This is a genomic window from Pseudomonas sp. BC42, from assembly GCF_021560055.1.
Lineage (GTDB): Bacteria > Pseudomonadota > Gammaproteobacteria > Pseudomonadales > Pseudomonadaceae > Aquipseudomonas.
Genome location: NZ_CP091067.1, coordinates 656,010 through 681,145, shown reverse-complemented (window position 1 = coordinate 681,145; position 25,136 = coordinate 656,010). Strand labels below are relative to the sequence as shown.

General features: G+C 56.8%; 22 protein-coding genes, 6 tRNA genes and 3 rRNA genes. 9 read left to right on the top strand and 22 right to left on the bottom strand.

Going from position 1 to position 25,136, the window contains the following annotated elements:
* Positions 1-111: 111 nt before the first annotated feature.
* The 15 genes from nusG to tyrS all read right to left on the bottom strand — a co-directional run bounded on the left by nusG (position 112) and on the right by tyrS (position 11,525).
* Entirely contained in the window at positions 112-645 is a 534-nt protein-coding gene (gene nusG, locus L1O02_RS03185) for a transcription termination/antitermination protein NusG (protein WP_002555501.1), read from the bottom strand.
* 9 nt (positions 646-654) lie between these two features.
* The gene (gene secE, locus L1O02_RS03180) at positions 655-1,023 is read right to left on the bottom strand and encodes a preprotein translocase subunit SecE (RefSeq protein WP_016968680.1); all 369 of its coding nucleotides are present in this window, start codon (positions 1,021-1,023) and stop codon (positions 655-657) included.
* 45 nt (positions 1,024-1,068) lie between these two features.
* Positions 1,069-1,144, bottom strand: a tRNA-Trp gene (locus L1O02_RS03175).
* Between the two features lie 54 nt (positions 1,145-1,198).
* Positions 1,199-2,392, bottom strand: a complete 1,194-nt coding sequence (gene tuf / locus L1O02_RS03170; protein ID WP_060841339.1) for an elongation factor Tu — start codon at positions 2,390-2,392, stop codon at positions 1,199-1,201.
* Positions 2,393-2,476: 84 nt separating this feature from the next.
* Positions 2,477-2,552 (bottom strand) — tRNA-Thr (locus L1O02_RS03165).
* A 26-nt stretch (positions 2,553-2,578) separates the two neighbouring features.
* Positions 2,579-2,652: transfer RNA gene (locus tag L1O02_RS03160), tRNA-Gly, on the bottom strand.
* 24 nt (positions 2,653-2,676) lie between these two features.
* A tRNA-Tyr gene (locus tag L1O02_RS03155) sits at positions 2,677-2,761 on the bottom strand.
* A 142-nt stretch (positions 2,762-2,903) separates the two neighbouring features.
* Positions 2,904-3,350 carry a hypothetical protein gene (locus tag L1O02_RS03150; protein ID WP_060841344.1) on the bottom strand — a complete coding sequence of 149 codons (447 nt, stop codon included), beginning with the start codon at positions 3,348-3,350 and terminating at the stop codon, positions 2,904-2,906.
* Between the two features lie 56 nt (positions 3,351-3,406).
* The gene (birA, locus tag L1O02_RS03145; protein WP_108546610.1) at positions 3,407-4,366 is read right to left on the bottom strand and encodes a bifunctional biotin--[acetyl-CoA-carboxylase] ligase/biotin operon repressor BirA; all 960 of its coding nucleotides are present in this window, start codon (positions 4,364-4,366) and stop codon (positions 3,407-3,409) included.
* A 205-nt stretch (positions 4,367-4,571) separates the two neighbouring features.
* Positions 4,572-4,687: ribosomal RNA gene (gene rrf, locus L1O02_RS03140) — 5S ribosomal RNA — on the bottom strand.
* Positions 4,688-4,835: 148 nt separating this feature from the next.
* Positions 4,836-7,727: ribosomal RNA gene (locus tag L1O02_RS03135) — 23S ribosomal RNA — on the bottom strand.
* Between the two features lie 221 nt (positions 7,728-7,948).
* Positions 7,949-8,024: transfer RNA gene (locus L1O02_RS03130), tRNA-Ala, on the bottom strand.
* A 10-nt stretch (positions 8,025-8,034) separates the two neighbouring features.
* Positions 8,035-8,111, bottom strand: a tRNA-Ile gene (locus L1O02_RS03125).
* Between the two features lie 123 nt (positions 8,112-8,234).
* Positions 8,235-9,773 (bottom strand): 16S ribosomal RNA (locus L1O02_RS03120).
* The 16S, 23S and 5S rRNA genes sit together here with 2 tRNA genes alongside, the layout of an rRNA operon.
* 552 nt (positions 9,774-10,325) lie before the next feature.
* On the bottom strand, positions 10,326-11,525 hold the full coding sequence (gene tyrS, locus L1O02_RS03115) for a tyrosine--tRNA ligase (RefSeq protein ID WP_108545158.1): 1,200 nt from the start codon (positions 11,523-11,525) through the stop codon (positions 10,326-10,328).
* A 209-nt stretch (positions 11,526-11,734) separates the two neighbouring features.
* Here tyrS and L1O02_RS03110 point away from each other — a divergent pair, with 209 nt between their 5' ends.
* On the top strand, positions 11,735-13,156 hold the full coding sequence (locus L1O02_RS03110; protein WP_060841347.1) for a peptidoglycan DD-metalloendopeptidase family protein: 1,422 nt from the start codon (positions 11,735-11,737) through the stop codon (positions 13,154-13,156).
* A 3-nt stretch (positions 13,157-13,159) separates the two neighbouring features.
* On the top strand, positions 13,160-14,251 hold the full coding sequence (locus L1O02_RS03105) for an anhydro-N-acetylmuramic acid kinase (RefSeq protein ID WP_235759522.1): 1,092 nt from the start codon (positions 13,160-13,162) through the stop codon (positions 14,249-14,251).
* A gap of 70 nt (positions 14,252-14,321) precedes the next feature.
* On the opposite strand, the gene erpA is transcribed toward L1O02_RS03105, so the two are convergent.
* Positions 14,322-14,672 carry an iron-sulfur cluster insertion protein ErpA gene (erpA, locus tag L1O02_RS03100; protein WP_011063789.1) on the bottom strand — a complete coding sequence of 117 codons (351 nt, stop codon included), beginning with the start codon at positions 14,670-14,672 and terminating at the stop codon, positions 14,322-14,324.
* Positions 14,673-14,841: 169 nt separating this feature from the next.
* Positions 14,842-15,876, bottom strand: a complete 1,035-nt coding sequence (argC, locus tag L1O02_RS03095; protein WP_108545156.1) for an N-acetyl-gamma-glutamyl-phosphate reductase — start codon at positions 15,874-15,876, stop codon at positions 14,842-14,844.
* A gap of 135 nt (positions 15,877-16,011) precedes the next feature.
* Here argC and hemJ point away from each other — a divergent pair, with 135 nt between their 5' ends.
* The 6 genes from hemJ to coq7 all read left to right on the top strand — a co-directional run bounded on the left by hemJ (position 16,012) and on the right by coq7 (position 20,498).
* The gene (hemJ, locus tag L1O02_RS03090) at positions 16,012-16,443 is read left to right on the top strand and encodes a protoporphyrinogen oxidase HemJ (RefSeq protein WP_060841350.1); all 432 of its coding nucleotides are present in this window, start codon (positions 16,012-16,014) and stop codon (positions 16,441-16,443) included.
* A gap of 32 nt (positions 16,444-16,475) precedes the next feature.
* A complete protein-coding gene (locus tag L1O02_RS03085; protein ID WP_060841351.1) occupies positions 16,476-17,444 on the top strand; it encodes a nitronate monooxygenase family protein in 969 nt (322 codons plus the stop codon).
* 96 nt (positions 17,445-17,540) lie between these two features.
* Positions 17,541-18,458, top strand: a complete 918-nt coding sequence (locus tag L1O02_RS03080; protein ID WP_060841352.1) for a DUF805 domain-containing protein — start codon at positions 17,541-17,543, stop codon at positions 18,456-18,458.
* A gap of 61 nt (positions 18,459-18,519) precedes the next feature.
* Positions 18,520-19,308: an SDR family oxidoreductase gene (locus tag L1O02_RS03075; protein WP_060844779.1), complete on the top strand. Its 789-nt coding sequence runs from the start codon at positions 18,520-18,522 to the stop codon at positions 19,306-19,308.
* A gap of 69 nt (positions 19,309-19,377) precedes the next feature.
* Entirely contained in the window at positions 19,378-19,716 is a 339-nt protein-coding gene (locus L1O02_RS03070; protein ID WP_016963742.1) for a histidine triad nucleotide-binding protein, read from the top strand.
* A 134-nt stretch (positions 19,717-19,850) separates the two neighbouring features.
* Positions 19,851-20,498 carry a 2-polyprenyl-3-methyl-6-methoxy-1,4-benzoquinone monooxygenase gene (gene coq7 / locus L1O02_RS03065; protein WP_011063796.1) on the top strand — a complete coding sequence of 216 codons (648 nt, stop codon included), beginning with the start codon at positions 19,851-19,853 and terminating at the stop codon, positions 20,496-20,498.
* 73 nt (positions 20,499-20,571) lie between these two features.
* On the opposite strand, the gene L1O02_RS03060 is transcribed toward coq7, so the two are convergent.
* Positions 20,572-20,994, bottom strand: coding sequence for an OsmC family protein (locus L1O02_RS03060; protein ID WP_009045862.1), 423 nt, complete (start codon positions 20,992-20,994; stop codon positions 20,572-20,574).
* Between the two features lie 234 nt (positions 20,995-21,228).
* Here L1O02_RS03060 and crp point away from each other — a divergent pair, with 234 nt between their 5' ends.
* Complete coding sequence (gene crp, locus L1O02_RS03055; RefSeq protein WP_060841354.1) at positions 21,229-21,873, top strand: cAMP-activated global transcriptional regulator CRP; 645 nt, start codon at positions 21,229-21,231, stop codon at positions 21,871-21,873.
* Here the strand turns inward: crp and L1O02_RS03050 are convergent.
* The 4 genes from L1O02_RS03050 to L1O02_RS03035 all read right to left on the bottom strand — a co-directional run bounded on the left by L1O02_RS03050 (position 21,870) and on the right by L1O02_RS03035 (position 25,124).
* Positions 21,870-22,571: a lipoate--protein ligase family protein gene (locus L1O02_RS03050; RefSeq protein WP_108545155.1), complete on the bottom strand. Its 702-nt coding sequence runs from the start codon at positions 22,569-22,571 to the stop codon at positions 21,870-21,872. The genes crp and L1O02_RS03050 overlap by 4 nt on opposite strands.
* A gap of 67 nt (positions 22,572-22,638) precedes the next feature.
* Positions 22,639-23,475, bottom strand: a complete 837-nt coding sequence (gene trpC, locus L1O02_RS03045; RefSeq protein WP_060841356.1) for an indole-3-glycerol phosphate synthase TrpC — start codon at positions 23,473-23,475, stop codon at positions 22,639-22,641.
* Positions 23,472-24,521 carry an anthranilate phosphoribosyltransferase gene (gene trpD / locus L1O02_RS03040; protein ID WP_016963746.1) on the bottom strand — a complete coding sequence of 350 codons (1,050 nt, stop codon included), beginning with the start codon at positions 24,519-24,521 and terminating at the stop codon, positions 23,472-23,474. Before trpD ends, trpC begins: the two co-directional genes overlap by 4 nt.
* A gap of 9 nt (positions 24,522-24,530) precedes the next feature.
* Positions 24,531-25,124, bottom strand: coding sequence for an aminodeoxychorismate/anthranilate synthase component II (locus L1O02_RS03035; RefSeq protein ID WP_060841357.1), 594 nt, complete (start codon positions 25,122-25,124; stop codon positions 24,531-24,533).
* Positions 25,125-25,136: the final 12 nt, after the last annotated feature.

Genomic DNA, 25,136 nt, shown 5'->3' with positions numbered 1-25,136 from the left:
TCCAATTACGGGTTCAGACGCCTAGAAAGGCTCCCCGGTTACTTGCGCGTTTATCCCAGTGACGACAAAACCCCACAGCCTAAGGCTGCGGGGTATGGGATTCTCGTCCAGTTATGCCTTCTCGACCTGACTGAACTCTAGCTCTACCGGAGTAGAGCGACCGAAAATGAGCACAGCCACCTGAATACGGCTCTTTTCGTAGTTAACTTCTTCGACCGTGCCATTAAAGTCAGCGAATGGACCGTCAGTAACACGAACCACTTCACCAGGCTCAAACAGGGTCTTGGGCTTAGGCTTATCACTGCCGTCAGCAACACGACGCAGAATCGCCTCCGCTTCCTTATCAGTAATAGGAGCCGGCTTATCGGCAGTACCACCGATAAAGCCCATCACACGAGGGGTGTCCTTGACCAAGTGCCAAGTACCCTCATTCATATCCATCTGAACCAGCACATAGCCTGGAAAGAATTTACGCTCACTTTTGCGCTTCTGGCCGTTACGCATCTCAACCACTTCTTCAGTGGGAACCAGAATTTCGCCGAAGCCATCTTCCATGCCAGCCAGCTTCACACGCTCGATCAACGAGCGCATTACATGCTTCTCGTAACCCGAGTAAGCATGCACAACGTACCAACGCTTAGCCACGGGACACCCTTAGCCAACAATCAAGGAAACAAGCCAGCCGAGCAGGGAATCTAGCCCCCACAACAGCAACGCCATAACCAGAACCACAGCCACAACAATCAAAGTGGTTTGCGTGGTTTCTTGGCGAGTAGGCCATACGACTTTACGAATCTCAGTGCGCGCTTCCTTAACCAGCACAAAGAACGACTTGCCCTTTGCAGTTTGCAGACCAACAAAGGCAGCAACAGCAGCAATAGCAAGCAGCGCTAGGACACGGTACAGGATCGGCGAAGCAGAGTAGTACTGATTGCCAACAACACCAACAATCACCAAAGCGACCACAACGAGCCACTTGAGCAGATCGAAGCGAGAGCCTTGAGCTTCAGCTTTAGGAGTCATCTATGAAGATCCTGTGAAAAGAAAGCCAGACACATTGAGTGAATCTGGCAGGTCAGGAGGGAATCGAACCCCCAACCTACGGTTTTGGAGACCGTCGCTCTGCCAATTGAGCTACTGACCTAAAAACAAAATCAGGCCGACCATTATGTCGGCCCGATGGAGATATTTCAAGAGCTTATTCGATGACTTTGGCCACGACACCGGCGCCGACGGTACGACCGCCTTCACGGATAGCGAAACGCAGACCATCTTCCATCGCGATGGTTTTGATCAGAGTGACAGTCATCTGGATGTTGTCACCTGGCATTACCATTTCAACGCCTTCTGGCAGCTCGCAGTTACCAGTCACGTCAGTAGTACGGAAGTAGAACTGTGGACGGTAGCCTTTGAAGAACGGAGTATGACGGCCGCCTTCTTCTTTGCTCAGAACGTAAACTTCAGCGGTGAACTTGGTGTGAGGCTTAACGGTGCCTGGCTTAACCAGAACCTGACCACGCTCAACGTCGTCACGCTTGGTACCACGCAGCAGAACGCCGCAGTTCTCGCCAGCACGACCTTCGTCGAGCAGTTTGCGGAACATTTCAACGCCAGTGCAGGTAGTCTTCTGAGTGTCGCGCAGACCAACGATCTCAACTTCTTCCTGGATGCGAACGATACCACGCTCAACACGGCCAGTTACCACGGTGCCACGACCGGAGATCGAGAATACGTCTTCGATTGGCATCAGGAACGGCTTGTCGATAGCACGCTCTGGCTCTGGGATGTAGGTGTCCAGAGTTTCTACCAGACGCTTAACAGCGGTGGTACCCATTTCGTTGTCGTCTTGGCCGTTCAGAGCCATCAGAGCCGAACCGATGATGATCGGAGTGTCGTCACCTGGGAAATCGTAAGTGCTCAGCAGATCGCGCACTTCCATCTCAACCAGTTCCAGCAGCTCAGCGTCGTCAACCATGTCAGCCTTGTTCAGGAAGACAACGATGTACGGAACGCCTACCTGACGGGACAGCAGGATGTGCTCACGAGTTTGTGGCATCGGACCATCGGCAGCCGAGCAAACCAGGATCGCGCCGTCCATCTGGGCAGCACCGGTGATCATGTTTTTGACGTAGTCGGCGTGACCTGGACAGTCAACGTGCGCGTAGTGACGAATGTGCGAATCGTACTCTACGTGAGCAGTGTTGATGGTGATACCACGAGCCTTTTCTTCTGGGGCGCTGTCGATCTTGTCGAAGTCAACACGAGCCGAACCGAAAACTTCGGAGCAAACGCGAGTCAGAGCAGCAGTCAGAGTGGTTTTACCGTGGTCAACGTGACCGATAGTACCCACGTTAACGTGCGGCTTATTACGTTCGAACTTTTCCTTAGCCATCGAAATCACCCCTAGGAGAAGAATTAAGCAACTCACACAAGCCATTAAAACAAAGGCAGATATTTTCATATCTGCCTTGTTATATGGAGCTCTTGAGCGGATTTGAACCGCTGACCTCACCCTTACCAAGGGTGTGCTCTACCAACTGAGCTACAAGAGCAAAACACTTTGCAAAATCCGCAAACTTGGAGCGGGTAGCGGGAATCGAACCCGCATCATCAGCTTGGAAGGCTGAGGTTCTACCACTAAACTATACCCGCGGAGCCTGCAGCTCTCGCTAAATCTGGTGGAGGGGGAAGGATTCGAACCTTCGAAGTCGTAGACGTCAGATTTACAGTCTGATCCCTTTGGCCGCTCGGGAACCCCTCCTAAGCGAGGCAGCATTCTATACTATGCCACCCTTCTGTCAAGCATTTTCTCAATTAAATCTTGAGGTTAGCTGCGTTGACCTAACTCTTTAGCTTCAACCTCAAGAGGTCTTCACTGCGGAGCGGGCGCCATTCTATGCAACCTATTCGACAGTTGCAACCCCCTCACACGGCATTATTTTATGTTTTAACTCATTGAATTCCTTAGCAAGGCTCAGCAACTGAGGATCATCCACTAGATGCTTGCTTTCAGGAGATATGCGCAACCAAAAACCTGATGAACCTGGGGCATTCAAAGCCTGCAATTTGACCTCGACACCCAACTCACCGAGACGCCGCTCAAGCCCCTGAGCCGACTCTCGACGCACAAAGCCGCCCAGATACAGACAACCTGCCTCCGCATCCGCCACCCGCCCCTTATCACGTCGCTCGACCGCGTCAGTAGACTCGCTCAGCAGTCGAATATCCTGCTGGGATCCTCGATAAAGTGAGAGCGGCATCACTTCTTTTGCCCGAAGCGGGGCCTCCTGCTGATGCCAGACGTAGTAGAAAACATTGAGTACCAATAACAGCAGAAACAACCAACGCATAAACACCTCACGACAGCGGACGCGCCACAGCCAATCCAATTAGCGCTAGCCAGAGCTCAAGAGTCGTCGCGCAACCTCAAACTAAGCTCTCCACCGCTATATACCTTTTCCTCGCCCCCCACCTTAAGGCGCAGCCCTCCCTGGCGATCAACTCCCAGAACGACCCCATCAACTTTAGTTACACCCGCTATCAGAGACACTGCGCGCCCCTGCCATAGGTGGTTTTGCTCCCACTCATGCTGGATAGCTGAAAACCCCTGCAAGCGATGACGCTCCAGATAAGCGGCCAGAACCTCGCCCAGACGAGCGACAAGCTGATTTCGATCCATGATCTTGCCAGACTCGAGCCTTACCGAAGTCCATTCCTGATCGACCTCCTCAGAACCTTGCATGTTCACATTGATCCCAACACCAATGGCGACATGACATACATCTGCAGGATCACCCACCAACTCAAGAAGTATTCCAGCAATCTTTTTCTGACCGACCAAGACATCATTTGGCCATTTCAGCCCCGCACCTGGAACGCCACAGCCTCGAAGAGCCTGCATCACAGCCAGGCCCACAACCAGACTCAGCCCCTCCAACTGCCGCATACCACCATCAACTCGCAACACAAGGCTGTAGTAAATGTTCTCAGCGAAGGGACTGACCCACTTACGACCGCGCCGACCGCGCCCCGCTGTTTGTCGCTCAGCTAGAACCAGGAAGGGAGCAATACATCCACGCTCGATCGAGCGCAGCGCCTCGGCGTTTGTCGAGTCCAGAAAATCAAAAACCTGGACCGCCCAGGGGGCATCGGGAGAAAGACGATTAATTTTCTCTGCGCTTAACAACGTAATGGGGGAGGCCAGTCGGTAACCACGGCCTCGCACCTTATGAATATCGAGCCCCAACTCCGCCTCAAGAAGCTGTAATTGCTTCCATATAGCACTACGAGTAACACCCAACGCACACCCAAGGGCTTGCCCTGAGTGAAATTGCCCATCCTTAAGAAGCTCTAACAACGTCGACATGCAAGCTCCGCCTTACAATGAGGCTGGAATGATAGCTATGCCCCAAGCCATTGCATAGAAATCACCGTAGGCAAAGGGCTTCAGAGGGAGATCGAAGCGCTGGCAACCGTAGCCGAGCGGTCATGGCCGGCCGCAGCAGCGCAACTTTTCTGCAGCGCAAAAACAAAACCCCAACTGCTTTCGCAATTGGGGTTTCGGAATTTAATCTTGACGATGACCTACTCTCACATCGGGAAACCCCACACTACCATCGGCGATGCATCGTTTCACTTCTGAGTTCGGGATGGGATCAGGTGGTTCCAACGCTCTATGGTCGTCAAGAAATTCGGTAGCCAGTCCGTTGCTTGTGCAACGTGCCAGCGAATGGGTATGTAATAGGTTTGTGTGCTTTGTGAGCGGTGCAAACTTTCGGTTCGTTTCGTCTTCACACACCGCAACTCGCTTCTTAAGCAAATTGCTTGGGTGTTATATGGTCAAGCCTCACGGGCAATTAGTATTGGTTAGCTCAACGCCTCACAGCGCTTACACACCCAACCTATCAACGTCGTAGTCTTCGACGGCCCTTTAGGGGATTCAAGATCCCAGTGAGATCTCATCTTGAGGCAAGTTTCCCGCTTAGATGCTTTCAGCGGTTATCTTTTCCGAACATAGCTACCCGGCAATGCCACTGGCGTGACAACCGGAACACCAGAGGTTCGTCCACTCCGGTCCTCTCGTACTAGGAGCAGCCCCTCTCAAATCTCAAACGTCCACGGCAGATAGGGACCGAACTGTCTCACGACGTTCTAAACCCAGCTCGCGTACCACTTTAAATGGCGAACAGCCATACCCTTGGGACCGGCTTCAGCCCCAGGATGTGATGAGCCGACATCGAGGTGCCAAACACCGCCGTCGATATGAACTCTTGGGCGGTATCAGCCTGTTATCCCCGGAGTACCTTTTATCCGTTGAGCGATGGCCCTTCCATACAGAACCACCGGATCACTAAGACCTACTTTCGTACCTGCTCGACGTGTCTGTCTCGCAGTCAAGCGCGCTTTTGCCTTTATACTCTACGACCGATTTCCGACCGGTCTGAGCGCACCTTCGTACTCCTCCGTTACTCTTTAGGAGGAGACCGCCCCAGTCAAACTACCCACCATACACTGTCCTCGATCCGGATAACGGACCTGAGTTAGAACCTCAAAGTTGCCAGGGTGGTATTTCAAGGATGGCTCCACGCAAACTGGCGTTCACGCTTCAAAGCCTCCCACCTATCCTACACAAGCAAATTCAAAGTCCAGTGCAAAGCTATAGTAAAGGTTCACGGGGTCTTTCCGTCTAGCCGCGGATACACTGCATCTTCACAGCGATTTCAATTTCACTGAGTCTCGGGTGGAGACAGCGCCGCCATCGTTACGCCATTCGTGCAGGTCGGAACTTACCCGACAAGGAATTTCGCTACCTTAGGACCGTTATAGTTACGGCCGCCGTTTACCGGGGCTTCGATCAAGAGCTTCGCGTTAGCTAACCCCATCAATTAACCTTCCGGCACCGGGCAGGCGTCACACCCTATACGTCCACTTTCGTGTTTGCAGAGTGCTGTGTTTTTAATAAACAGTCGCAGCGGCCTGGTATCTTCGACCGGCATGAGCTTACGGAGCAAGTCCTTCACCCTCACCGGCGCACCTTCTCCCGAAGTTACGGTGCCATTTTGCCTAGTTCCTTCACCCGAGTTCTCTCAAGCGCCTTGGTATTCTCTACCCAACCACCTGTGTCGGTTTGGGGTACGGTTCCTAGTTATCTGAAGCTTAGAAGCTTTTCTTGGAAGCATGGCATCAACCACTTCGTCACCTAAAAGGTAACTCGTCATCAGCTCTCGGCCTTAGAACCCCGGATTTACCTAAGATTCCAGCCTACCACCTTAAACTTGGACAACCAACGCCAAGCTGGCCTAGCCTTCTCCGTCCCTCCATCGCAATAACTAGAAGTACAGGAATATTAACCTGTTTTCCATCGACTACGCTTTTCAGCCTCGCCTTAGGGACCGACTAACCCTGCGTCGATTAACGTTGCGCAGGAAACCTTGGTCTTTCGGCGTGGGTGTTTTTCACACCCATTGTCGTTACTCATGTCAGCATTCGCACTTCTGATACCTCCAGCAAGCTTCTCAACTCACCTTCACAGGCTTACAGAACGCTCCTCTACCGCATCACTTACGTGATACCCGTAGCTTCGGTGTATGGTTTGAGCCCCGTTACATCTTCCGCGCAGGCCGACTCGACTAGTGAGCTATTACGCTTTCTTTAAAGGGTGGCTGCTTCTAAGCCAACCTCCTAGCTGTCTAAGCCTTCCCACATCGTTTCCCACTTAACCATAACTTTGGGACCTTAGCTGACGGTCTGGGTTGTTTCCCTTTTCACGACGGACGTTAGCACCCGCCGTGTGTCTCCCATGCTCGGCACTTGTAGGTATTCGGAGTTTGCATCGGTTTGGTAAGTCGGGATGACCCCCTAGCCGAAACAGTGCTCTACCCCCTACAGTGATACATGAGGCGCTACCTAAATAGCTTTCGAGGAGAACCAGCTATCTCCGAGCTTGATTAGCCTTTCACTCCGATCCACAGGTCATCCGCTAACTTTTCAACGGTAGTCGGTTCGGTCCTCCAGTCAGTGTTACCTAACCTTCAACCTGCCCATGGATAGATCGCCCGGTTTCGGGTCTATTCCCAGCGACTAGACGCCCTATTAAGACTCGCTTTCGCTACGCCTCCCCTATTCGGTTAAGCTCGCCACTGAAAATAAGTCGCTGACCCATTATACAAAAGGTACGCAGTCACAGAACAAAGTCTGCTCCCACTGCTTGTACGCATACGGTTTCAGGATCTATTTCACTCCCCTCTCCGGGGTTCTTTTCGCCTTTCCCTCACGGTACTAGTTCACTATCGGTCAGTCAGTAGTATTTAGCCTTGGAGGATGGTCCCCCCATATTCAGACAAGGTTTCTCGTGCCCCGTCCTACTCGATTTCATGACTAAGAGATTTTCGCGTACAGGGCTATCACCCACTATGGCCGCACTTTCCAGAGCGTTCCGCTAATCTCAAAGCCACTTAAGGGCTAGTCCCCGTTCGCTCGCCACTACTAAGGGAATCTCGGTTGATTTCTTTTCCTCAGGGTACTTAGATGTTTCAGTTCCCCTGGTTCGCCTCTTGCACCTATGTATTCAGTACAAGATAACCATCTTATGATGGCTGGGTTCCCCCATTCAGAGATCTCCGGATCAAAGTCTGTTTGCCGACTCCCCGAAGCTTATCGCAGGCTACCACGTCTTTCATCGCCTCTGACTGCCAAGGCATCCACCGTATGCGCTTCTTCACTTGACCATATAACCCCAAGCAATCTGGTTATACTATGAAGACGACATTCGCCGAAAATTTGCAATTTAACTCACAAATTTTACCTTAGCCTGATCCGTTACCAGTGAAAGTAACGTTCAGTCTATCTTTCTATCACATACCCAAATTTTTAAAGAACGATCTAATCAAAAGACTAGAAATCAACATTCAATGTGAATGCTCATTTCTAAGCTTTCAGAAGCAGTTTATGGTGGAGCCAAGCGGGATCGAACCGCTGACCTCCTGCGTGCAAGGCAGGCGCTCTCCCAGCTGAGCTATGGCCCCATAACAAAATTGGTGGGTCTGGGCAGATTCGAACTGCCGACCTCACCCTTATCAGGGGTGCGCTCTAACCAACTGAGCTACAGACCCAATTTCGAGCTTGTAACTGTTAGCTTGGAGCTATCAGCTTGGAGCTTAAAGCTGCTTCTATCGTCTTCTTCAATGAATCAAGCAATTCGTGTGGGAGCTTATGAAGCAGCTGATGTCGTCGATTAAGGAGGTGATCCAGCCGCAGGTTCCCCTACGGCTACCTTGTTACGACTTCACCCCAGTCATGAATCACACCGTGGTAACCGTCCCCCCGAAGGTTAGACTAGCTACTTCTGGTGCAACCCACTCCCATGGTGTGACGGGCGGTGTGTACAAGGCCCGGGAACGTATTCACCGCGACATTCTGATTCGCGATTACTAGCGATTCCGACTTCACGCAGTCGAGTTGCAGACTGCGATCCGGACTACGATCGGTTTTATGGGATTAGCTCCACCTCGCGGCTTGGCAACCCTTTGTACCGACCATTGTAGCACGTGTGTAGCCCAGGCCGTAAGGGCCATGATGACTTGACGTCATCCCCACCTTCCTCCGGTTTGTCACCGGCAGTCTCCTTAGAGTGCCCACCATAACGTGCTGGTAACTAAGGACAAGGGTTGCGCTCGTTACGGGACTTAACCCAACATCTCACGACACGAGCTGACGACAGCCATGCAGCACCTGTCTCAATGTTCCCGAAGGCACCAATCCATCTCTGGAAAGTTCATTGGATGTCAAGGCCTGGTAAGGTTCTTCGCGTTGCTTCGAATTAAACCACATGCTCCACCGCTTGTGCGGGCCCCCGTCAATTCATTTGAGTTTTAACCTTGCGGCCGTACTCCCCAGGCGGTCAACTTAATGCGTTAGCTGCGCCACTAAGAGCTCAAGGCTCCCAACGGCTAGTTGACATCGTTTACGGCGTGGACTACCAGGGTATCTAATCCTGTTTGCTCCCCACGCTTTCGCACCTCAGTGTCAGTATCAGTCCAGGTGGTCGCCTTCGCCACTGGTGTTCCTTCCTATATCTACGCATTTCACCGCTACACAGGAAATTCCACCACCCTCTACCATACTCTAGCTTGCCAGTTTTGGATGCAGTTCCCAGGTTGAGCCCGGGGCTTTCACATCCAACTTAACAAACCACCTACGCGCGCTTTACGCCCAGTAATTCCGATTAACGCTTGCACCCTCTGTATTACCGCGGCTGCTGGCACAGAGTTAGCCGGTGCTTATTCTGTCGGTAACGTCAAAATACTCACGTATTAGGTAAGTACCCTTCCTCCCAACTTAAAGTGCTTTACAATCCGAAGACCTTCTTCACACACGCGGCATGGCTGGATCAGGCTTTCGCCCATTGTCCAATATTCCCCACTGCTGCCTCCCGTAGGAGTCTGGACCGTGTCTCAGTTCCAGTGTGACTGATCATCCTCTCAGACCAGTTACGGATCGTAGCCTTGGTGAGCCATTACCTCACCAACTAGCTAATCCGACCTAGGCTCATCTGATAGCGTGAGGTCCGAAGATCCCCCACTTTCTCCCGTAGGACGTATGCGGTATTAGCGCCCGTTTCCGGACGTTATCCCCCACTACCAGGCAGATTCCTAGGCATTACTCACCCGTCCGCCGCTCGCCACCAGGTACAAGTACCCGTGCTGCCGCTCGACTTGCATGTGTTAGGCCTGCCGCCAGCGTTCAATCTGAGCCATGATCAAACTCTTCAGTTCAAACATCTTTGGGTTTTGAGAAAACCCTAAACCTGGCTCAGCAATCGTTGGTTACATCTTTGATTTCTCGCGGAGTAACTTGTGATGCTGATAATCTTTTTGACTATCAGTCTGACCACACAAGCACCCACACGAATTGCTTGATTCAGTTATTAAAGAGCGGTTGGTTAAGATCTTTCGTCTCAACCGAGGCGCGCATTCTACAGCAGCCTCATTTGCTGTCAAGCGATTTTTTTAGAAGTTTTTGAAGATTTCCTCAACAACTTCAACCACTTGCGCTTTCGATCTCTCGTTAGCGGGAGGCGAATTCTACAGCGTTACACGCTGCTGTCAACACCTCTTTTTAACCGCTTTCGACCGAGATGATCGAATCGTTAACAAGGCGAAAACACACTGCCTTACTAACTGCTTCTGGCTTCGATGAACTGAAGCGTAACCGCTGCCGAAAACTGCGTAACTCGTTGAATCTCAAGGAGTTTTCCGTTTCGACTGCGCCGGAAGTGGGGCGAATTATAGAGACATATAACTCGCCGTCAACACCTATTTTCTGTTTTATTCGGATTTGAGCGTAATGCGCGCAAATGCCTTCTTGCCGGCCTGACAAACATGCGTCGCGCCCAATACATATATAAAGGTGCGATCAACAACTTCGCCATCCACGCGCACACCACCAGAACCCAGAAGGTCACGCGCCACTGCAGCGTTCTTAACCAGCCCAGCTTTATTAAGGACAGCAGCAATCGGCATATCCTCAGTGGCCGTCAGCTCGATCTCCGGCAGATCCTCTGGCAGTTCGCCATCCTTCATGCGGTTGCCCGCAGCACGATGAGCACTTGCAGCCGCCTCCTCACCATGGAAGCGCGCAACAATTTCCTCAGCCAGCTTGATCTTGATGTCACGCGGATTCGCACCCGCCTCGACATCAGCGCGGAATGCATCGATTTCTTCCATCGAACGAAAGCTGAGCAGCTCGAAATAACGCCACATCAACGCATCAGGAATGGAAACCAACTTGCCATACATAACCCCTGGCGCTTCCTGGATACCCACGTAGTTGCCCAAGGACTTGGACATCTTCTTGACCCCATCCAACCCTTCAAGCAACGGCATGGTCAGGATGCATTGCGCCTCTTGACCATAACCGCGCTGCAGCTCACGCCCCATCAACAGGTTGAACTTCTGATCGGTACCACCCAGCTCGACATCAGCACGCAGCGCAACCGAGTCGTACCCCTGAACCAGCGGATACAAAAACTCATGGATAGCGATCGGCTGATTGGTCGAGTAGCGCTTATCGAAGTCATCGCGCTCGAGCATGCGCGCAACCGTGTATTGAGAAGTCAGACGAATGAAGTCCGCCGGCCCCATCTTGTCCATCCAAGTCGAGTTGAAAGCCACCTCAGTCTTGGCTGGATCAAGAATCTTGAAGACCTGGCTTTTATAGGTCTCGGCATTTTCCAGAACCTGCTCGCGAGTCAACGGCGGACGAGTGGCACTCTTGCCACTTGGATCACCGATCATCCCGGTAAAGTCGCCAATCAGGAAGATCACTTGATGACCCAGATCCTGAAATTGACGCAGCTTATTGATAAGCACGGTATGCCCAAGGTGCAAATCCGGCGCAGTCGGATCGAAGCCGGCCTTGATACGCAGCGGCACGCCACGCTTGAGCTTCTCGATCAACTCGGACTCGACCAACAACTCTTCCGCACCACGCTTGATCAGCGCTAGCTGCTCTTCAACCGACTTCATAACAGACCCGCAAGGCTCAGATTCAAAAGGGAACCAACCATACAAGATCACGGACTAATTACAAGTTTTGCCCGGCGTACGGGTGCATTCAGAGAACAGAGTGTCCGCGCGCTTGCGTCACAGATGATTTGGTTATATTTTATACAGTTATTTCATCTTCATCATGTCATTCATCTTTTCCATTTCATCTTTTCAAAGTCAAATTACCTATGACCACCGAACCGTCTAAAGCGCCACCGCTTTATCCGAAGAGCCACCTGCTCGCCGCAAGCGGCATAGCAGCCCTTCTAAGTCTGGCTCTGCTGGTATTCCCTTCCAGTGATGTTGAAGCCAAAAAAACCACCTTGAGCCTTGATCTGGAAAGCCCGATCGAGCAACTCACACAAGATCAAGACGCTGCATCTACGGAACAAGCCACAACTGAAGCAGTAGCCTCACCTTTCGCACAGATCGAAAACACCCCGGAAGACACCACGGAAACCGCAGAAAGCAAGCCTGCGCCCGCCGTCGTGGAAGAAGCAAAAGCTCCAGGCCACAGAGAAGTAACAGTCACCAAGGGCGACACCCTGTCCACGCTGTTCGAGAAGGTTGGCCTGCCCGCCACCTCGGTGCACGAAATACTGGCTAGCGACAAGCAAGCCAAACAGTTTTCTCAGCTCAAACATGGCCAGAAACTGGAGTTCGAACTGACTCCAGACGGCCAACTGAACAACCTGCACACAAAAGTCAGCGACCTGGAAACCATCACGCTGACCAAGGGCCCCAAAGGCTTTACCTTCAACCGAGTGATCACCAAGCCAGTAGTGCGCTCAGCCTACGTTCACGGCGTGATCAACAGTTCGCTTTCACAGTCTGCGGCCCGTGCTGGCCTGTCCCATAGCCTGACCATGGATATGGCGAGCATTTTCGGCTACGACATCGACTTCGCTCAGGACATTCGCCAGGGTGACGAGTTTGACGTGATCTATGAGCAGAGGGTGGCCAACGGCAAAGTGGTCGGGACCGGCAATATCCTCTCCGCGCGCTTCACCAACCGTGGCAAAACCTACACCGCAGTGCGCTACACCAACAAACAAGGCTCAAGCAGCTACTACACCGCAGACGGCAACAGCATGCGCAAGGCGTTCATCCGCACGCCAGTGGACTTTGCCCGCATCAGCTCACGCTTCTCCATGGGGCGCAAGCATCCAATCCTGAACAAGATCCGCGCTCACAAGGGCGTCGACTATGCCGCTCCGCGGGGTACCCCCATCAAGGCCGCCGGCGACGGCAAGGTCCTGCTGGCAGGTCGCCGCGGCGGTTACGGCAACACCGTGATCATCCAGCACGGCAATACCTACCGCACGCTGTATGGCCACATGCAAGGCTTCGCCAAAGGTGTCAAGACCGGCGGCTCGGTGAAGCAGGGTCAGGTCATTGGCTATATCGGCACCACAGGCCTGTCCACCGGCCCACACTTGCATTACGAGTTTCAGGTCAATGGCGTCCACGTAGACCCGCTGGGCCAGAAACTGCCAATGGCCGACCCGATCGCCAAGGCAGAACGTGCTCGTTTCCTCCAGCAGAGCCAGCCTCTGATGGCTCGAATGGAGCAGGAAAAGGCCACGATGCTGGCCTCGAGCAAGCGCTGAACCATGGCGCGCTATATAGGAGTCATGTCCGGAACCAGCCTTGATGGCCTGGACATCGCCCTGATCGAGCAGGATCCGGCGATCAGACTGATCGCCACCCACTACATCCCCATGCCAGAGTCCCTGCGCGCCGAGCTGTTGAGCTTGTGCGCCAGCGGCCCAGACGAGATCGCCCGCTCCGCCATGGCCCAGCAACATTGGGTCAAGCTGGCTGCCCAGGGCATCCATAGCCTTCTGCAACAGCAACAACTGCAAGCTGGGGACATTCGCGCCATTGGCAGTCACGGCCAGACAGTACGTCATGAACCGAGCCGCGGTTTTACTGTACAGATTGGCAACCCGGCACTGCTTGCAGAGCTCACCGGTATAAGCGTCGTCAGTGACTTTCGCAGCCGCGATGTAGCCGCCGGCGGCCAAGGGGCACCACTAGTCCCGGCCTTCCACGAAGCCCTGTTCGAACGGCGTACAGGAAACCGCGCAGTTCTGAACATTGGCGGCTTCAGCAACCTGAGCCTGATCGAGACGGACAAACCGGTGACCGGCTTCGATTGCGGCCCAGGCAATGTACTGCTCGACACCTGGATACAGGATCAACGCGCAGAAACCTTTGACCGCAACGGCCAGTGGGCAGCCAGCGGCCAGCTCGACCAGTCCTTATTGACAACCCTGCTCAGCGACCCGTTCTTCGCTACCCAGGGGCCGAAGAGCACAGGGCGCGAAGTATTCAATCTGCAGTGGCTGCAACGGCAGCTGGCACAGCACCCTCCGCTTCCCGCCGAAGATGTGCAAGCCACCCTGCTGGAACTGACCGCACTGACCATCGTTCACTCGCTGCAGGCGGCACAGAGCGACACCCAGGAGCTTCTGGTCTGTGGCGGTGGCGCCCACAACAATGCCCTGATGCAGCGCCTCGCGGCCCTACTGCCCGGGACACGGGTGAGCAGCACCGCTGTATATGGCGTGGATCCCGACTGGGTCGAGGCCATGGCCTTCGCCTGGCTGGCCCATTGCAGCATGGAAGGCATTGCCGCCAACCGCCCCAGCGTTACCGGCGCCCGCGGCCTGCGGATACTGGGCGCTATCTACCCTGCTTGAACACCAGACAGCAAAACGCCGCAGGATCATCAGACCCTGCGGCGCTAGGCGAATGGCTTTGAGCGATCGATCAGATCGAAAACGATGACCCGCAACCACAGGTAGTGGTGGCATTGGGGTTTTTGATCACGAAACGCGAACCTTCCAGGCCTTCCTGGTAGTCCACCTCAGCACCGGCCAAGTACTGGAAACTCATGGGGTCCACCACCAGGCTCACACCCTCGCGCTCAACGATGGTGTCATCCTCGGCCACTTCCTCATCAAAAGTGAAACCGTACTGAAACCCCGAACAACCGCCGCCCGTAACGAATACGCGCAGCTTCAAGCGATCATTACCCTCTTCGTCGACCAGGGTCTTCACCTTGTGCGCTGCACCTTGAGTGAATTGCAAAGCCGTGGGGGTGAAGGATTCAACGCTCATGCTGACTATCTCCCGGCGTTAAGCCGCCATACTGCGTAATGACGCGCATTATCCGCTTCTCCTAGAAAAGCGGTCAACTATTGTTACGGTATATCAATAGTCGTAAAGCTACCCGCATAACGCACAAAGGCCCGTCAGACGGGCCTTTGTGTTCAACGCTAAAACGGCCTTAAGGCAGCATGCCCGCGTGGGACAGCCCCAGACGCTCATCCAGGCCAAAGAGGATGTTGAGGTTTTGCACCGCCTGGCCCGAAGCGCCCTTGACCAGGTTGTCGATGACCGACAGCACCACCACCAGATCACCGTCCTGCGGACGATGCACCGCGATCCGGCACACGTTGGCACCACGCACGCTACGGGTTTCAGGATGACTGCCCGCTGGCATCACATCGACAAAGGGTTCGTTGGCATAGCGCTTCTCGAACAACGCCTGCAAATCAACCGAACGGTCAACCACCGTCGAGTAGAGCGTGGAGTGAATACCGCGAATCATCGGCGTCAAATGCGGAACGAAGGTCAGACCTACATCCTTGCCCGCCGCCCGACGCAAGCCCTGGCGGATTTCCGGCAAGTGACGATGCCCTTTGACCGCGTAGGCCTTCATGCTCTCAGAGGTTTCCGAGTACAGCGAACCCACGCTGGCGCCACGGCCGGCGCCGCTGACACCCGACTTGCAGTCGGCGATCAGACGCGACGCATCAGCCAGCCCCGCTTCAAGCAGCGGCAGGAAGCCCAGCTGGGTAGCGGTTGGATAGCAGCCCGGAACAGCGATCAGCCGAGCCTTCTTGATCTGCTCGCGGTTGACTTCCGGCAAGCCGTAGACCGCCTCATCCAGCAGTTCGGGAGCGCCGTGTGGCTGGCCGTACCACTTGGCCCACTCATCGGCATCCTGCAAACGGAAGTCCGCCGACAGGTCGATGACCTTGGTTCCCGCCGCCAGCAACTCCCCGGCCAGGGCATGGGCTACCCCGTGAGGCGTGGCGAAGAACACCACATCGCAAGCCCCCAGGGTCTTGATGTCCGGCACGCTGAAGGCCAGGCCGTCATAGTGACCGCGCAGGTTCGGATACATGTCGGCGACGGCCAGGCCGGCTTCGGATCGCGAAGTGATGACCTCCACTCGCGCTTGCGGATGCTGTGCCAACAGACGCAGCAGTTCGACACCGGTGTAACCCGTGCCGCCGACGATACCGACCTTGACCATAAACCTGCCCTCAACGAACCCACTGGAAAGCTGCCGATAATAGGGGCGGCGCGCCCCTGCGACAACCGTCAAGGTGACGTGCGGCCGCTCTACCCTCTACTATCTTCGCCACCGTGAATCTGGGAATAACTAAAAATGCTCTATCTATGGCTCAAAGCCTTTCATATCGTCAGCGTGGTCTGCTGGTTTGCCGGCCTGTTCTACCTGCCACGCCTGTTCGTCTATCACGCCCAAAGCGAAGACAGCGTCAGCCGCGAGCGCTTCTGCCTGATGGAGCGCAAGCTGTACCGCTTCATCATGGGCCCGGCGATGATCGCGGCGCTGATCTTCGGCATCTGGCTGATCAGTCTCAACCCCAGCGCCTACTTCGGCCAGGGCGGCTGGATGCACGCCAAGCTGACCCTGGTGGTGATCCTGATCGGCTATCACCACATGTGCGGCGCTCAAGTGAAACGCTTCGCCCGTGGCGAGAACACCCGCAGCCATGTCTTTTATCGCTGGTTCAATGAAGTACCGGTTCTGCTATTGCTGGCTATCGTAATTTTGGTCGTTGTCAGGCCGTTCTAACACTGACTAGTCACTTGCCTGGGGGTACTCCAATGTCACTGCCCGTTCTGCTCGAGCAACACCTGCGCCTGCCCCTGGTGGCGGCGCCGATGTTCCTGATCTCCAACCCCGAACTGGTCCTGGCCTGCTGTCGCAATGGCGTGGTCGGCAGCTTCCCGGCCCTGAACCAGCGCGAAAGCAGTGGCTTCAAGGCCTGGCTCGAAGAGATCGAGGCGGGGCTGGACAAATTGGAGAACCCTGCCCCCTACGCGGTGAACCTGATCGTGCACAACAGCAATCCGCGCCTGCAGGCGGACCTGCAGATCTGCATCGAACACCAGGTGCCGATCGTCATCACCAGCCTGGGAGCGGTCAAGGAGGTCGTGGACGCCGTACACAGCTACGGCGGCCTGGTGTTCCATGACGTGACCACGCGCCGGCACGCGGAGAAAGCCGCAGAAGCCGGAGTCGATGGACTGATCGCCGTCGCCGCAGGGGCCGGCGGCCATGCTGGCACCTGGAGCCCCTTCGCCCTCATCGCCGAAATCCGTCAGTTCTTCGACAAGACCCTGCTGCTGGCCGGCTGCCTGAACCGCGGCCACGAGATTCTCGCCGCTCAATTGCTCGGTGCCGACCTGGCGTATCTGGGTACACGCTTTATCGGCACCCGCGAAAGTCATGCACCGGACGCCTACAAGGAGATGCTGCTCAGCTCCCGCGCTGCGGACATCGTGCACACCGCCGCCGTGTCCGGGGTGCCCGCCAGTTTCATGCGCCAAAGCCTGGAGAATGCCGGTTTCGACCTGGCTGCCCTGCAGGGCAAGGGTGAAATCAACTTCGGTTCCAAGCTCAAGCCCATCAGCGACGAGGCCAAGGCCTGGAAAACCGTTTGGTCGGCCGGCCAAGGCGTAGGCGAAATCGACGACCTGCCCAGCGTCGATCAATTGATCGCCCGCCTGGACAGCGAATACCAGGCCGCCCAGGCACGCGCCGCGCAGTTGGGCAATCGCTGGCCACGTTAACCCGTTCTCATTGTTTTTTGGCCAGCGGGGGGGCGCTGGCCTTAAACTAGCCGCCTTTTATGTAAGCCTTCTTTTCAAAAGACAGGGATGCCCCCCATGAGCGAAACTCGCTACAAGATTGTTTTCGACGGCGCGCTGCTGCCCGGCGTCGAGAAGTCCACCGCCCAACTGAACCTGGCCGAACTGTTCAAAAGCGATGCTGCCGCAGTGGAGCGTCTGTTCAGCGGCCAACGGGTAGAGCTCAAACGCGATCTGACCCAAGCGGATGCCCAGCGCTACCTGGAAGCCCTGAAAAACGCCGGGATCGACGCCCGTATCGAAGCTGAACAGGCACTGGACCTGAACCTGGACGCAGTCACCCATGCCCCGAGCCCGGCGCCGATCAGCGAGTCGCCCTACGCGCCTCCCCAAGCCACGGTCGGCGAAGCTCTGCCGCAATACGCCACACTCAATGTCTTCAGCTTCGAAGGCCGCATCGGTCGCCTGCGCTACCTGGCCTGGACCCTGGTCCTGACGGTCGCGATGCTGGCCGTGGTCGGAGTCGGTGCGTTCTTCGGCATTCTTTCCGCTGCTGTGCTCAACTCCACGCTCCTCACTGGAGTGGGGATCGTCGGCGGCATCGTGGTGTTCATCGGTTTCATCGTCGTCAGCATCCAGATCAGCGTGCAGCGCCTGCATGACCTGGGCTGGTCCGGCTGGCTGTGGCTGCTGAACTTCGTGCCAATCGTCGGCAGCATCTTCCCCCTGGTGCTGATGGTCAGCCCGGGCAGCAACGTCGCCAACCGCTACGGCGCCCCACCACCGCCCAATACCACTGCGGTCAAGGTCCTGTCGTGGATGTGGGTGGTACTGATCGTGGCATTGATCGTTGGCATGGTGGCCGGTGGCCTGAGTTCTCTGGAAGATCGCTACAGCGAAACCAGCTACAGCGAAAGCGTCGACTCCGGCAGCGTTGACGAAGATGCTGAACCCGCCGACAGCGCCGCGGCCCCTGTAGAATCCGAGCAAGAATAAACGCGTCCGAGCCTGCGACCCTTCCTGTCGCAGGCGACCGGCCGTTGCGATGGAGAAATGCATGACCCGTTACGCTCTGATCACCGGCGCTTCCAGCGGCATAGGCCTGGCCCTGGCCGAAGCACTGGCCCGGCGTGGGCGCAACCTGCTTCTGGTGGCCCGCCAGCGTGATCAGCTGGAAAGCATCGCCCTGGAGTTGACCCAACGTTTTGGTGTCGAAGTGCTGTTTCGCGCCTGCGACCTGGGGGAGCCCTTGCGCCTGTCCGGCTTCCTGCTGGAACTGGAGGAAGGCGAGCGTCAGATCGATCTGCTGGTCAACTGCGCCGGCATCGGCACCTGCGGCCCCTTCCTGGCCCAGGACTGGATGACCGAACAGGACCTGATCGAGGTCAACATCCTCGCCCTGACCCGCCTGTGTCATGCCCTGGGCAACAGCATGGCGCTGCTGGGCGGCGGACAGATTCTCAACGTCGCCTCGGTAGCCGCCTTCTATCCGGGCCCGTGGATGAGCACCTACTACGCCAGCAAGGCCTATGTCCTGCACTTCTCCGAAGGCCTGCGCGAAGAACTGAAGAAATGCGCCGTCAAGGTCTCGGTGCTGTGCCCCGGCCCGACTCGCACGGGCTTTTTCCGCACGGCACAAATGGACACTCAAAGGCTCAACGACAGCAAACTGCTCATGAGCCCCGAGGAAGTGGCCCTGTACGCGGTCCGCGCGCTGGAGAAGAACCGCGCCATCATCATTCCCGGCCGCCTGAACCGCTGGATGGCTTTCAGCAGCCGCCTCGGCTCGCGCTGGCTGACCCGCAAGATCGTCGGTTACGTCAATCGGGCCTATTGCCCACGTTAGATGCCGGGCTGGGCGCACAGGATGAGCCTGAGTACACTCAGCCCGGACCAACCCAATGGAGAAACAGCTGTGGATACTCTGTTCACCAAGATCATCAACAGAGAAATACCCGCGAAGATTATCTACGAGGACGACCAGGTTCTGGCCTTCCACGACATCGCCCCGCAAGCGCCGGTGCACTTCCTGGTGATTCCGAAAAAGCCCATCCGCACCCTCAACGACCTCACCGAGGACGACAAGGCCCTGGCCGGACATATTCTGTTCACCGCCCAGCGACTGGCCAAGGAACAAGGCTGTGAAGACGGCTTCCGGGTGGTGATGAACTGCAATGAGCTCGGCGGACAGACCGTCTACCACATTCACATGCATGTGCTGGGTCAACGTCAGATGAACTGGCCTCCGGGCTGATTGCCCCTGCCCCACCCACGCCCCCTGCACGGCGCCCTCTCGTCCGGTCTGCGACGAGGGTGCGCTGATCCAGCGCAGTTTTCGCCCCATCGATTGGAGTAAACTGGCCGCCGTGATTCTTCCCGGAGATAAGCATGACTACCCAACGTCACTACTCGCCGATTGACCGCCTGCTGCTGCAGGCCGATATGGCCATGCGCACGCTGTTGCCGTTCAGTGGCCAACCTTATCGCCCGTCGCCGGCCATCGTGCAGCCGGAAGCGCAGATGAGTGACGAGGACACCCGGCACGTTGCCGGCCTGATGCGCATCAACCACACCGGGGAAGTCTGTGCCCAGGCGCTGTACCAGGGCCAGGCGCTGACCGCCAAGCTGCCCCAGGTACGCCAGGCCATGGAGCATGCCGCCGAAGAAGAGATCGACCACCTGGCCTGGTGCGAACAGCGCATCCGTCAGCTGGGCAGCCATCCCAGTGTGCTCAATCCATTGTTCTACGGCCTGTCGTTCGGCATCGGCGCAGCGGCCGGCCTGATCAGCGACAAGGTCAGCCTGGGTTTCGTCGCTGCCACTGAAGATCAGGTCTGCAAACACCTGAACGAGCACCTGGAACAGCTCCCGGCCGAGGACGAAAAGTCCCGAGCCATTCTCGAGCAGATGCGGATCGACGAAGAACACCACGCCGAAACTGCCCTTGAAGCCGGCGGCTTTCGCTTCCCGGCACCGGTCAAGTTCGGCATGAGCCTGTTGGCCAAGGTCATGACCAAAAGCACCTACCGGATCTGACCCCGCTACTGCCGCTGACAAAAAAGGGCGCTCCATGAGCGCCCTTTGCTTTGCCCGAAACAATCGACGCCAATCAGCCGAGCTCGACGATTTCGTAATCGTGAGTGATGGCCACGCCAGCGGCGCCGAGCATGATCGAGGCCGAGCAGTATTTCTCGGCCGACAGCTCGATAGCGCGCTTGACCTGGGCTTCCTTCAAGCCCCGCCCCTTGACCACGAAGTGCATGTGAATCTTGGTGAAGACCTTGGGATCTTCGGTCGCGCGTTCGGCGTCGAGGAAGGCCTCGCAACTTTCCACGGCCTGGCGCGACTTCTTCAGAATGCTGACCACATCGAAGTTGCTGCAACCGCCCACGCCCAACAGGAGCATTTCCATGGGGCGAACACCCAGATTACGTCCACCGGCTTCTGGTGGGCCGTCCATCACCACGACATGACCGCTGCCCGACTCACCGAGGAACATGGCTTCGCCAGCCCATTGGATGCGTGCCTTCATCGCCAAGACTCCACTGCTAAAAAAGGGTCGCCAGCTTAGCACAGGGTTTTGCTCGGGCCGCGCTTTGCCCGCTGCAGGCCTATTGCCGATCCTTACCAAGAAAAATCTTAAATCCGCTTAGGATGTGTCTGTTAAGCTGACGCCAAATGAATGGCGCATCGCCAGCGTCAAACAGCTTCGCTGTTCGCCCCATAACAAACACCTCATACCGTGCAGTCTTTTCGGGATACAACCATGGTTGCTATTGCCCCCACCTCCAGGATCAAAAATCTCGACAAGTTGCTGATGCACTGTCAACGCCGCCGGTACCAGGCCAAGAGCAACATCATCTGCGCCGGCGACGTGTCCGACAGCCTGTACTTCATCATCAAGGGGTCGGTGACCATCCTCATCGAAGACGACGACGGCCGGGAGATGATCATTGCCTACCTCAACGCTGGGGACTTCTTCGGCGAGCTGGGGCTGTTCGAAGAGGCCGGGCAGGAGCAGCAACGCAGCGCCTGGGTGCGCGCCAAGGTGGAATGTGAAGTGGCGGAAATCAGCTATGCCAAGTTCCGAGAGCTGTCGCAGATCGATCCGGACATTCTGTACGTGCTGAGCGGACAGATCGCCCAGCGCCTGCGCAACACCACGCGCAAGGTCGGCGATCTGGCGTTCTTCGATGTGACCGGACGGGTTGCCCGCTGCTTGCTGGAGCTGTGCAAGCAACCGGATGCCATGACCCATCCGGACGGCATGCAGATCAAGATCACCCGCCAGGAGATCGGCCGGATCGTCGGCTGTTCACGGGAGATGGTCGGCCGCGTCCTCAAGGACCTGGAAGAACGCAATCTGGTTCACGTCAAAGGCAAGACCATGGTGGTGTTCGGCACCCGCTAACCCGGCAGAAAGCCCTTGAGCATCTCGCGGTAGAGACTGTCCAGCCGGCCGATGGCATCGGGGGCGGCAAAAGCCTCATGCAAGGCGATATGGCTTTCGGCCCGGCAACGCTGCTCCAGTCCACAGGCCTGATTGAAGCTATTGACCGCTTCTACCATTGAGGCGCGCTCGTTATCCAGCAACAAGGCTCCGTGTACCAGCCCCACCGGCCGCTGCCCGCCCTTGCTCTGACGCCAGCGCTGGGCAGTGCCGACCAGTTTGCGACCGTCCAGATTGACGTTGAAGCGCCCATCGCAAAAGGCACCGTCCACCTCTCCCAACGACGGATTGCCTCCCAGCTCAGTGAGCAGGTCGCAAATCGGTTGGCACAAGCGTCGATAGGCCGTTTCAATCCGCCCCTGATCCCCCTCGCTACGCGGCGGCGCGTAGACCAGCGCAATGTTCACCGTGGCCGCCGACTGCGGCACCGGCTCGCCACCGGTTTCCCGCAGCAACACCGGCCAGCCATTGACAGCCGACACCTGGCAAGCCTGCTCGAATCCGGGCAGGCGGCTCAGGCGCCGCGGCATCACCAGCGCCCGGTCACTGGGTTGCCAGAACAGCAGGCCAAACTCCTGCTCTGTGGCACACACCTGAGCCAGCAGATCCTGCTCGGCCTGCAGGCCGGCTTCGACGGTCAAGGCAAGGGGTTGAGTCATGACAGGGAAAGTCCTTGGCAGTGGATATGAAAAAGCCGGCATCGCCGGCTTGTTCAGTGTTTCAGGTTCAGTCCAGGGTCGAACCGCTGACCGGGACGCCGCGCTCAGGGAAGAACAGGCGTTGCAGCTCGCTGCCCGGACTCTCGGCGCGCATGAACGCCTCGCCCACCAGGAACGAATAGACGTTGCTGATTTCCATCAGCTCAACATCGGCACGATTGAGAATGCCACTCTCGGTAATCACCAGGCGGTCGCGGGGAATCCGCGGCAGCAGGTCGAGGGTGGTTTCCAGGTCGACATCGAAGGTGTGCAGGTTGCGGTTGTTGATCCCCACCAACGGCGTGTCGAGGGTTTTCAGTGCCCGCTCCAGCTCATCGCCATCGTGCACTTCCACCAGCACATCCAGGCCAACGCCTTTGGCCACAGCGGCCAGCTCGGCCATTCGCGCGTCATCCAGCGCGGCCACGATCAGCAGCACACAGTCGGCCCCCAGGGCACGGGCTTCGACGATCTGATAGGGATCGATCATGAAATCCTTGCGGATAACCGGCAACTTGCTGGCAGCCCGAGCCTGTTGCAGGTAAGCATCGGCGCCCTGGAAAAAGTCGACGTCGGTGAGCACCGACAGGCAGGTGGCGCCGCCCTTCTCATAACTCCTGGCAATGTCCGCCGGCACAAAGTTCTCGCGGATCACACCTTTGCTGGGGGATGCCTTCTTGATCTCGGCGATCACCGCCGGTTGCTTGAGCTTGGCCTGCTCCTGCAGAGCCTTGGCGAAGCCACGCGGGGCATCGGCGGCTCGCGCCAGGGTTTCCAGCTCGGCCAGGCTGACACGCGCGCTACGCTCGGCAACCTCCTGCACCTTGCGGGCGAGGATCTTTTCCAGAACAGTCGGCACACTCATCCTTCATTCTCCTGCTTGAACACCGCGGTAAAGGCGCCCAGTTCCTCAAGCTTTTCCCGGGCCAGGCCCGTGTGCAAGGCATCGTGAGCCAGGGCCACGCCCTCTTTCAGGCTGCTGGCATGATCCGCGGCATACAGCGCCGCACCGGCATTGAGCACAATCATTTCGGCGGCCTTCTGGCCATGCTCGGTCTTGCGTCGTCCCAGGGCATCGCGAATCAGCTCCAGGGACGCCGCCGGGCTCTCCACCACCAGGCCAAACAGACTCTGGCTCTTCATGCCCAGGTCCTCGGGCTGCACCCAGTACTCGGTAATCTGGTCATTCTTCAGCTCGGCCACATAGGTCGGTGCAGCCAGGCTGAACTCGTCCAGGCCATCCTGGGAGTGCACCACCAGCACATGCTTGCTGCCCAGGCGCTGCAAAACCTCGGCCAATGGCCGGCACAGCGCCTGGGTGAATACGCCCACCACCTGATGTTTCACACCGGCCGGATTCGTAAGCGGGCCAAGCATGTTGAACAGGGTGCGCAGACCAAGGTCGCGACGCGGGCCAGCGGCATATTTCATGGCGCCGTGATGAGACTGGGCAAACATGAAGCCGATACCGACGTTGTCGATGCAGCGAGCCACCTGGACCGGCGTCAGGTTCAGGTAGACCCCGGCCGACTCCAGCAGGTCGGCACTGCCGCTCTTGCCGGACACCGCGCGATTGCCATGCTTGGCGACCGTGCAGCCGGCCGCCGCCACCACAAAAGAAGAAGCCGTGGACACGTTGAAGATGTTCGCACCGTCACCGCCGGTGCCTACCACATCCACCACACCGTCGAGGGTCTTGAGCTCGACCTTGTCCGCCAACTCGCGCATCACCGACACCGCGCCGACGATTTCGTCGATGCTTTCGCTTTTCATGCGCATGGCCATCATGAAGGCGCCAATCTGCGCATCGGTGCATTGACCGGTCATGATCTCGCGCATCACATCGCGCATCTCGTCGGTGCTCAGGTCCAGATGGCCGACAATACGGCTCAGGGCAGTCTTGATATCCATGAAAAGTCCTTAGCGCGTGCCGCCGCTCTGTTTGAGGAAGTTGGCGAACAGCTCGTGGCCCTGCTCGGTGAGAATAGACTCGGGGTGAAATTGCACACCCTCGATATTCAATGTCTTGTGGCGCAGCCCCATGATCTCGTCGACGGAACCGTCTTCCAGTTGAGTCCAGGCAGTGACTTCGAGGCAGTCGGGCAGGCTGTCCCGCTTGACCACCAGCGAGTGGTAGCGGGTCACCGTCAGCGGCAGGTTCAGGCCGCTGAATACCCCCAGGTCACGATGGAACACCGGGCTGGTCTTGCCGTGCATCACTTGCCGGGCACGTACCACCTGGCCGCCAAAGGCCTGGCCGATGGACTGGTGACCCAGGCACACGCCGAGAATCGGCAGCTTGCCGGCGAAATGCTTGATCGCCTCGATGGAGATACCGGCTTCGGTGGGTGTGCAAGGACCGGGCGAAACCACGATGCGCTCAGGCTTGAGCGCCTCGATTTCAGCCACGGTCAGCTCGTCATTGCGCACCACCTTGACCTCGGCACCCAACTCGCCCAGGTACTGGACGACGTTATAGGTGAAGGAGTCGTAGTTATCGATCATCAGCAACATAGTGGAAACTCC

Bases quoted from the DNA above. Each gene is read 5' to 3' on its own strand.
- secE (WP_016968680.1), bottom strand. From the start codon at position 1,023: ATGACTCCTAAAGCTGAAGCTCAAGGCTCTCGCTTCGATCTGCTCAAG.
- tuf (WP_060841339.1), bottom strand. From the start codon at position 2,392: ATGGCTAAGGAAAAGTTCGAACGTAATAAGCCGCACGTTAACGTGGGT.
- L1O02_RS03150 (WP_060841344.1), bottom strand. From the start codon at position 3,350: ATGCGTTGGTTGTTTCTGCTGTTATTGGTACTCAATGTTTTCTACTAC.
- birA (WP_108546610.1), bottom strand. From the start codon at position 4,366: ATGTCGACGTTGTTAGAGCTTCTTAAGGATGGGCAATTTCACTCAGGG.
- tyrS (WP_108545158.1), bottom strand. From the start codon at position 11,525: ATGAAGTCGGTTGAAGAGCAGCTAGCGCTGATCAAGCGTGGTGCGGAA.
- L1O02_RS03110 (WP_060841347.1), top strand. From the start codon at position 11,735: ATGACCACCGAACCGTCTAAAGCGCCACCGCTTTATCCGAAGAGCCAC.
- L1O02_RS03105 (WP_235759522.1), top strand. From the start codon at position 13,160: ATGGCGCGCTATATAGGAGTCATGTCCGGAACCAGCCTTGATGGCCTG.
- erpA (WP_011063789.1), bottom strand. From the start codon at position 14,672: ATGAGCGTTGAATCCTTCACCCCCACGGCTTTGCAATTCACTCAAGGT.
- argC (WP_108545156.1), bottom strand. From the start codon at position 15,876: ATGGTCAAGGTCGGTATCGTCGGCGGCACGGGTTACACCGGTGTCGAA.
- hemJ (WP_060841350.1), top strand. From the start codon at position 16,012: ATGCTCTATCTATGGCTCAAAGCCTTTCATATCGTCAGCGTGGTCTGC.
- L1O02_RS03085 (WP_060841351.1), top strand. From the start codon at position 16,476: ATGTCACTGCCCGTTCTGCTCGAGCAACACCTGCGCCTGCCCCTGGTG.
- L1O02_RS03080 (WP_060841352.1), top strand. From the start codon at position 17,541: ATGAGCGAAACTCGCTACAAGATTGTTTTCGACGGCGCGCTGCTGCCC.
- L1O02_RS03075 (WP_060844779.1), top strand. From the start codon at position 18,520: ATGACCCGTTACGCTCTGATCACCGGCGCTTCCAGCGGCATAGGCCTG.
- coq7 (WP_011063796.1), top strand. From the start codon at position 19,851: ATGACTACCCAACGTCACTACTCGCCGATTGACCGCCTGCTGCTGCAG.
- L1O02_RS03060 (WP_009045862.1), bottom strand. From the start codon at position 20,994: ATGAAGGCACGCATCCAATGGGCTGGCGAAGCCATGTTCCTCGGTGAG.
- crp (WP_060841354.1), top strand. From the start codon at position 21,229: ATGGTTGCTATTGCCCCCACCTCCAGGATCAAAAATCTCGACAAGTTG.
- L1O02_RS03050 (WP_108545155.1), bottom strand. From the start codon at position 22,571: ATGACTCAACCCCTTGCCTTGACCGTCGAAGCCGGCCTGCAGGCCGAG.
- trpC (WP_060841356.1), bottom strand. From the start codon at position 23,475: ATGAGTGTGCCGACTGTTCTGGAAAAGATCCTCGCCCGCAAGGTGCAG.
- trpD (WP_016963746.1), bottom strand. From the start codon at position 24,521: ATGGATATCAAGACTGCCCTGAGCCGTATTGTCGGCCATCTGGACCTG.
- L1O02_RS03035 (WP_060841357.1), bottom strand. From the start codon at position 25,124: ATGTTGCTGATGATCGATAACTACGACTCCTTCACCTATAACGTCGTC.